This is a genomic window from Candidatus Chlorohelix sp. (assembly GCF_037138995.1).
Taxonomy (GTDB): domain Bacteria; phylum Chloroflexota; class Chloroflexia; order Chloroheliales; family Chloroheliaceae; genus Chlorohelix.
The window spans coordinates 25,849-33,841 of record NZ_JBAXHI010000043.1 but is presented as its reverse complement, the minus strand read 5'-3'; the positions used below and the strand labels follow the sequence as shown (position 1 = coordinate 33,841).

Sequence of the window (7,993 nt, the reverse complement as noted above, 5' to 3'; positions counted from 1 at the left end):
GGGGTTGGTCCGCCGTTATCGCCGGGAGCGCCAAGCATCGCATCGGTGGCGGTAAAACTGCCGCGGGCGCTGAGGAAATCACAACTGTAGCTGCCCACTGCGCCCACCTCTAGGTTATAGCCCCCATCGGTGATGATGCCGTTACAAATGTTGCTACCCTGCAACAGGCTGTTCTTTATATCGAACGTCTCTTCAAGGTAGTTGTAGATGGTTCCGCCACTGCCCTTATCAGAAATAGTGTTATCAAGGAAGGTGGCATTACGCACAGTCGCGTTGCCGTAGTTAGCAATAGCCCCGCCGTTACCGCCACTGGCGTTATTGCCATACAGGCTGGAATTGGTTATCGTGAGCGTGCTGCCGCTGTTGTTCAAAATAGCTCCGCCGCTCCAATTAGTGGTATTGTCATACAAGCTGGAATTGGTTATCGTGAGCGTGCTAGTACCGCCGCTAAAAACAGCACCGCCTCCCGGTTCACCAGAAAGACTACTGGAGGTATTGTTATACAGGCTGGAATCGGTTATCGTGACCGCGCCGCCGCTATTAAAAATAGCCCCACCAACCTCCTTGGAGGTATTGCCATACAGGCTGGAATTGATTATCGTGAGCGTGCTGTCGGGGTTGTTATAAATAGCCCCGCCGCCCCAAACAGTAGTATTGTTGGACAAGGTGGAATCAGTTATCGTGACCGCGCCCCTATTAAAAATAGCCCCGCCGTTTTTACTAGCGCTGCCATTGCTCAGAGTTAGATTGGTAAGGGACAGTTCGGCAGTACCGATGACAGCGAAAATCTGGTACTGGTTGTCCCCGCTGATAGTCACCTTGCCAGCGCCCGTGTTGGTCAGAGTCACAATCAGACCTGCATCAACGGTTTGAGTTCCAGTTAGGGTGAGGGTGGTATCGGTGGCGCAGTTAAAATCGAGCGTACCGCCTGTGCCAACGATAGTTGTCAGCGCCGTCAAGTTGCAGTTATCCACCGCCTGTGCCGAGAATAGGTTTGCAGAAAGCAGCAGGGCGATAGCCGCCAACGCTGCCAGCAATCGTGCTGGAATACTTTTTTTCTTCCATTTTGTTACTACACTGTTTTGATTAACCATTACTGATTCCTTCCCTTGACTACTTAATTTTCCCTTTCAAACAGCGCCGTTTGGTTTTCTGATGATACTTTACTACTACTACCCTGTAGCCCACCAAATTAAGCAGGTGATACAGTTACAAAATGAATGGCTTTTTTGGGAACTGTATAACGCTAGGTTTATTAAAATAATTTAATCATTTCACTTAATTTGCTTATTATAATTAGACTGATTATTATAGAAAGGTGGTAAATTATCCAATTGAATATAGCAAACATTTAGTGAATAAAAATCGTGAAGGGCGAAGCTTGAATCGCCCTCGTTCGGTGGCGCAAGTCTCATAGGATTGGTGGCAATCAAAGAAGGGCGACTCCAGCGCCCCTACGGGTTAATTCTCTTGGTGTTGGCGAGAGGGCTTCAATCCAAAATCGGCAATCCAAAATGGGAGGGAGCTTTTCTAATCTTGACGACAACGAACTAAAATGCTAACATCATTTATGACAACTTAAATGTAGTTATCGGACTTTACCCGACAAAGTCAGGATACGCCCTATGGCTAAGAAAGAATCTGCCGGGACAACCGAAGCCGCCGCCTCTCGCTCACCACGCAAGAGTAAACTCGAAAGCTTTGAACCGGTTATAAATGTACAACCCCTAGACCCAACCGCCCCGGTGGCGGAAGCGCCTAAAGAGAATAAACGTAGCAAGCGGATGGCAGGAAACGCCTCAGCCGCTCAACTTACGCTTGCCCCCACTCGCGCCGCGCCTGAACAGATGCAAGCACAGGGTAATTCCTCTGTGCCTGCCCCACGCAAGCGCACCCCCAAAACTCAACCGACTAGCTTTCATCGGGATGACAAATTGCCGGCGATTGCGCCCGGAGCGCGTCAGGAAATCTACGGCATCTTACTAATAGTATTTGCCCTAATCTTTTTCTTCGGGCTATTCTCGCAAAAGGGCTTGATTGCGGATGCGGGCATGGCAGTTAAGCGCATTTTCGGGCTTGCTTCCTACCTGATTCCCGTATGGATGGCTTTTATAGGCGTAACCTTCTTTTGGGAAGGCTTAAAGCGGCGAGAATTTATTAATCAAACGCGCTTGTTAGGGGGAGTTCTCTCGATTCTTGCCTTTGTGCTGCTACTCCACCTATTAGATGCCAACCCTAAAGATTTGGCAGAAAAGGGCGGCGGCGGCGGCTATATCGGTTACTACTCCAGCGGTTTTCTCGCCGGGATGTTACAGGGCATTGGCGCATTTTTATTGTTGGTGGCGTTATTTATAGTAGGCTTGATTATCGCTTTTAACGTATCCATCCGTCAGCTTTGGCAGATTATACAAGGTACAACAACCCCAGACCCACGCCAAACAGAAGAACCGGGTGAACTTAATATAGAGATGGATTCAACTATAATTAACCCGCACTTGACAAACCGTAGCTACGTAGTAAACCGCGAAGAGGGCAAACTAGAAGAAGATGCTTTGCTGGATAGTCTTTTGTTGCCGCCCAATTCTGCCAAAATCGGCAATCGTAATAATGTGCCAACTGAAATTACCCCTTCTATATTCGGAGCGCATCTTGTCCCGAATAATGCCGCCGCGCCAACCGATAAAAAGCCGGTAGTCGCCCAGAACTGGAAGCGCGAAGATTCCCCCGCGCCTGCCGAACTGCCCCGCCGCGAATGGCGTTTGCCTGAGCTTGATATGCTGGCAAATTTCTCCGGCATAGAGGTAAACGAAAAAGACTTGCTTAAGAAAGCCAAGAAAATCGAGGAAACACTCTCCAGTTTTGGGGTTGAAGCTTATGTGCGCGAGGTAAATACCGGTCCCACCGTCACCCAATTTGCGCTTGAACCCGGTTTTGGGGTTAAAGTCGCTCGCATTACTGCCCTTTCTAACGACCTTGCTTTGTCTTTAGCCGCGCCAGCCATCCGCATAGAAGCGCCCGTACCCGGTCAGCAGCGCGTGGGCGTAGAAGTACCCAACCTGAAAATTGCTACCGTTGGCATGAAAGAAATAATGGAGTCGGAAGATTTCAATAAAAGGGGCGGCAAACTTAAAATTGCGTTGGGGCGCGATGTGGCAGGGCAACCGATGGTCGCCGACCTTGCCAAAATGCCCCACCTTTTGATTGCCGGGGCGACAGGTAGCGGTAAATCGGTGTGTATCAACTCGATTATTGCTGCTATGCTGTTCCAATATCGCCCAGATGAACTCAAGTTCATTATGGTTGACCCTAAAATGGTGGAACTCAGCACCTACAACGGCATCCCGCATTTGGCTTTCCCGGTAGTCATTCAAATTGAGGCTGACCCGGAGAAAGAGCGAGACCGCGCCCGCAATGGCGAACCGCGCATCCCAACCGTCATGAGCGTGTTGAAGTGGACTATCCGCGAAATGGAAAAGCGCTATAAACGCCTTTCGCTGGCAGGGCATCGCAATATTGACAGCTATAACAAAGCGGTTGGAGTCGGTAACGATTGGGAGAAATTGCCTTTCCTCGTACTGATTATAGATGAACTGGCAGATTTGATGATGGTTGCGCCCGAAGAAGCCGAGTCGAGTATCTGCCGTCTTGCCCAAAAAGCCCGCGCCGTTGGCATTCATCTGATTCTCGCCACGCAACGCCCTTCGGTGGACGTTGTAACCGGGTTGATTAAGGCGAACTTTCCCACTCGCATCACCTTTGCCGTTACCTCGCAAACCGATAGCCGGGTAATTCTGGACGTGTCAGGCGCAGAAAAGTTGCTTGGTCGGGGCGATATGCTGTACCTCCCAAGCGATGCGCCTAAGCCTATCCGGGTGCAAGGGGTGTTTGTCAGCGATGAAGAAATTGATACGCTGGTAAAATTCTGGGACCAACAAGCCACTTTCCTAGAGGGTGAAGCCAAAAACTTTGTGCAAGAACAATTGTGGTCAGGTGAGCTAAACACAGTCGAACCAGACCGCGATGATGATAGCGAGGATAATGACGCATTGTTTGAACAGGCTTTACAGCTAGTGCGCGAATCTCGTAACGCCTCAATCTCACTTTTGCAACGCCGTTTACGGGTGGGCTATAACCGCGCCGCTCGTTTGATTGAACAGCTAGAGCAAGCCGGAGTAATCGGGCATTCCGAAGGCAACAAACCGCGCCCGGTGTTGCTGGAAGAAGAAGATTTGCTAGAACCAACCTCGCTAACCGCGGCTGCCAGCTTCTTTACCCCGATGCCTCCCAAACCTACCGCCCCAAGCGATAACGCCCCTTCTGTCGCTACTCCCACAGCCTATAAAGATGTCTCTCCAGCATTAAACGCGCAAGCCAAAGTTAATGAAGTGCGACTAGAAAGACGAGCCAAACCCGCTAAACCGCCCGAACCAAAACCCTACGATGAAGACGATGAGGATTTACCGCTATAAAGCGGCTCTCACAGAACGCCCCGAACGCCCGAATTTACCCAAACAAAGAGGGCGCATCGCGAACCGCCCTCGCGCCCTTGCCCAAACCTCTTTGAGAACCGTTTTATAGGGGACAATTCCTTTCTTGCAACATCTTGCAACAGCGGTGGGGTTCGGGTTTGTATTGAATTGAAAAGGGCGCTATAATATGTAAGATAGGTGAAGTATATATTTTTATCAGGTAATTGCAAAATACATTTCACTGTTTTTCCACTTAAATCTATTCTGGATTTAAAATCTTTAGCCCCTTTTCTGTGTCTTCTGATTTTTCTTTCAAGTTAGGGTTGTTTTATTCAGTCTCAGCCATAAATCAAACCTTATTTATAATTTGCAATTTCGTTCTTGATAATAAAAATCCGGCGGTATCTGAGCGCACCGGGATAGTTTGGAAGAGGGATAACGCTGCTGGTAGCGTTACTGTACAGGCTTATTCAGGTAGGTACCGTACCTTATTCAAAAAATTAGGGTTTAATGATAACAAATTTATGACCAGCGCCAGTTCAAACTATGAAAAAAACAATTCGATTAGCATTTTGTACTAACAAACGCTAATTATAGCAATTCTGAGGAAAAGTGTTATGAGCGAAATAGAACCTAAAATACGGAACTCGTTGGTTAAAGCCTCCAGTATTTTAAGAACCTGCCTTGCCCTAGCAGACCGTTTATTACTAGAGGGTGTGGTGATTTCCTTAAGCAAGTCGGAAGAAGAACAATTGCTGAATTTTGAGCAATTGGTACAGTCCAATTATAGTGAGAGCGACTGGAGTTATTTGCGAGTAGCCTCCGGTGTTAAAATCAACGGAGTAGCAGCTTTAACCAGTTGCTTAAGAATTTATCGGTCAAAGAAATTACCGGAAGAATAAAGAACCGCAAAGATTCTTTAATTGCAATAAATAATCACTTTAGTAGAAAAAGAGGTCTAATTGGAATTATTAAGTAACACTGGTGACAACCGGAAATTTTCAATAACCGGTTGGAGTAATGCAGAAATTATAGCGCTTGACCGCGCTGTTGCCTCTGGCTTGCTTCCTTATTGTGTCCGTTCGCAAGATTTTAGTGTACCCGGTAAAAAATTGGCAGGGCGTTGCTATTATTTTTATATCAGTAGCGAACCCGGTAAGGAAGATGGCTTAGTAATGGCTATGGACTGGCTAAATAAAAGGGTAAAGAAAGAAATTTAGCGGCATTAATTAAAATGAGCGGGGCAGCGCGACATAGTGTGCGTTTGGTGGTGGCGTTGCCCGTAGGCTCTCCATGAATAACAAAAATCTTTGAAATGGTTTGTTAATTCTACCATCCCGAATTAAAAGAAAAGGGTGCTTTCAAACCTCAATGAGCGAACGCAACAACTTGATTCGCGAGCGACTGACGGGCAGAATAGTATGTTTCTTATCGTCAATAATCAGGTTGTAGGTTCCATTGAAGAAGGGCTGCAACTCCACAATATATTGCAAATTGGCAATATAGCTGCGATGGATGCGTACAAAGCCCTGTGTATTTAACCGCTGCTCTAGCTCTGCTAAAGAGAAGCGGCATAGGAATTGCTCGTTCAGCGTATTGACGAAAACCCTGTCATCATAAGCCACGATATAGCGCACATCCGCAAGGTTTATCAGCAAAACCCCCTCGTCTTTTTGCACAGGAATTTTCTTGAAATGCGCTTTATTGGCTTGTTCTTCCTGTGTAAAATTAACTGCTCCGCTGCTCTGCGCTTTCTGGATTTTTGTAATCGCCTGCGCCAACCGTTTTTCGCTGTAGGGCTTTACCAAATAATCAACCGCGTTTAATTCAAAGGCTTTGGCGGCATGCTCATCATAGGCAGTTACGAAAACAATCAAGGGCGGGTTTTGTAGTTGGTTAATAATTTTAACTGCCTTCAGCCCGTTCAAGCCGGGCATCTCAATATCAAGAAAGAGCGCGTCAAGCACAGCGCCATTTAGCAATTCCAACGCTTCGGTTGCATTGGTACACTCTGAAACTGATTCCACCTCCGGCATCTTTTTTAACATATACTGGAGGTCTGCTCGCGCTAATTGTTCATCATCCACGATTAAAATTTTTAGTCGTTTTGGCATCGTTGCTAAACTCTTTTTACACGAGGTACTCTAAAACTTACTGTAGCGCCTTTACCCGGCTGGCTCTCAATCTTCAGGTTGTATTCGGAGCCGAATAATTTTTGCAAGCGCTCATTAATATTGCTAAGCGCCATGCCCAACCCTTCACTATGTTCTGGCTTCAACACTTTTGCTAGTGTGGTTTCTTCCATACCCACGCCGTTATCGCTCACCTCAATAAGCACATCTCCGTCAGCTAAGGTACGGGTTTGGATTTTAATAGCGCCTCCGCCAATCTTGGGGGCAAGCCCGTGATTTATGGCGTTTTCCACCAGCGGTTGCACCGTTAGCACCGGAACCACCACCTTCTCGGTGCCTGTCCCGATGTCGTATTTTACCCGAATATTAGCGCCAAAGCGTACTTGTTCCAGCCTTAGATAGTGCTTTACATAATCCAATTCCTCAGAAAGTAATACAAATTCGCCGTGTTGCCGCAGGGTGCGCCGGAAGAAACTGGCAAAATCAACAATCAATTCGCGGGCGCGTTCGGCATCCACGCGCACCAAAGCCGCGATTGTATTCAGAGTATTGAAAAGAAAGTGCGGTGAAATCTGGGCGCGTAAGGCTTTTAACTCGGCTTCGGCTAACTGCCCTGCTGAACCGCGCAAACGGCTTATCTCCAGATTAAGATTTACCTCTTGTGCTGCCCATCGCGCCAAATCAAGGTTGCTAGGCTGTATCGGTAAAAGTTCACTGCCAAAGATTAAAAGTGCGCCTAAGACTTCCGCTTCATTTTCAAGCGGAATTGCTACCAGCCATTGTGGGAACTGCGAATCTTGCTTTTCTTCACGCGTGATATTATTCCAACAATTGCACAATAGGTAGTCTTCGGTGTTGTGGCGGCAGGTTTGGGCTTTTCCGGTTTCTAGGCAGAGGCGTACTGCCGGGCAGAAATGCTCTAAATGAGGTGATTCCCCCTTGCGTGATGTTCCGATGTAAGCCAGCGTGGTTTGTCGCTCGGTTATTGCAACGGCGGCAAAGTTAGCAGCTTTGTAAAGCTCGCCAGCCAACGCCTCCGCCGAATTCAGGCTCATGCCGTTATTGAAAAGACGAGCAGCAAAGCTTATTCGTTGCAAAAGCTCTATTGTTTTTTGCTTCCAGTCTGGTCTGGATAGGCTATTAAAATCGGAGAAACCGGAGTCATGCAACCAATCTTGCCCTTGCACAATTGCCATTGATTAACCCCCTTTGTTTTTGATTATAATCCTTATATTTGGTAGGTTCAATATAGTTCGGATTGGCAGGAGCAACCTCCGTGTTGCGACAAGCTGCGCCCTCTTTGGCTTGTGTTACCAATCCACAGAGTTAAAGCGCAAGGCTGTTGCGTGTAAGTGAATCGGTCTGTTACAATAAGCATCAATAGTGAAAGTT

At 47.4% G+C, this 7,993-nt stretch carries 6 protein-coding genes; 3 read left to right on the top strand and 3 right to left on the bottom strand.

The features are described from left to right. The coding region (locus WCK19_RS15665; protein WP_342398334.1) for a hypothetical protein at window positions 1–1,094 on the bottom strand (1,094 nt) is incomplete at its 3' end. Window positions 1,095–1,625: 531 nt separating this feature from the next. Between WCK19_RS15665 and WCK19_RS15660 the strand changes: the two genes are divergently transcribed. The 3 genes from WCK19_RS15660 to WCK19_RS15650 all read left to right on the top strand — a co-directional run bounded on the left by WCK19_RS15660 (window position 1,626) and on the right by WCK19_RS15650 (window position 5,689). Next, window positions 1,626–4,469, top strand: coding sequence for a DNA translocase FtsK (locus WCK19_RS15660; RefSeq protein ID WP_342398333.1), 2,844 nt, complete (start codon window positions 1,626–1,628; stop codon window positions 4,467–4,469). A 617-nt stretch (window positions 4,470–5,086) separates the two neighbouring features. Continuing rightward, window positions 5,087–5,371, top strand: coding sequence for a hypothetical protein (locus WCK19_RS15655; protein ID WP_342398332.1), 285 nt, complete (start codon window positions 5,087–5,089; stop codon window positions 5,369–5,371). Window positions 5,372–5,431: 60 nt separating this feature from the next. Further along, complete coding sequence (locus tag WCK19_RS15650; RefSeq protein WP_342398331.1) at window positions 5,432–5,689, top strand: hypothetical protein; 258 nt, start codon at window positions 5,432–5,434, stop codon at window positions 5,687–5,689. Window positions 5,690–5,830: 141 nt separating this feature from the next. Here WCK19_RS15650 and WCK19_RS15645 read toward each other — a convergent pair whose 3' ends face one another. Together WCK19_RS15645 and WCK19_RS15640 are read right to left on the bottom strand one after the other, a co-directional pair. Next, window positions 5,831–6,583, bottom strand: coding sequence for a LytTR family DNA-binding domain-containing protein (locus WCK19_RS15645; protein ID WP_342398330.1), 753 nt, complete (start codon window positions 6,581–6,583; stop codon window positions 5,831–5,833). A gap of 5 nt (window positions 6,584–6,588) precedes the next feature. After that, entirely contained in the window at window positions 6,589–7,797 is a 1,209-nt protein-coding gene (locus WCK19_RS15640; protein ID WP_342398329.1) for a histidine kinase, read from the bottom strand. Window positions 7,798–7,993: the final 196 nt, after the last annotated feature.

Coding starts and splice junctions, on each gene's coding strand:
- WCK19_RS15660 (WP_342398333.1), top strand. CDS start 1,626: ATGGCTAAGAAAGAATCTGCCGGGACAACCGAAGCCGCCGCCTCTCGC.
- WCK19_RS15655 (WP_342398332.1), top strand. CDS start 5,087: ATGAGCGAAATAGAACCTAAAATACGGAACTCGTTGGTTAAAGCCTCC.
- WCK19_RS15645 (WP_342398330.1), bottom strand. CDS start 6,583: ATGCCAAAACGACTAAAAATTTTAATCGTGGATGATGAACAATTAGCG.
- WCK19_RS15640 (WP_342398329.1), bottom strand. CDS start 7,797: ATGGCAATTGTGCAAGGGCAAGATTGGTTGCATGACTCCGGTTTCTCC.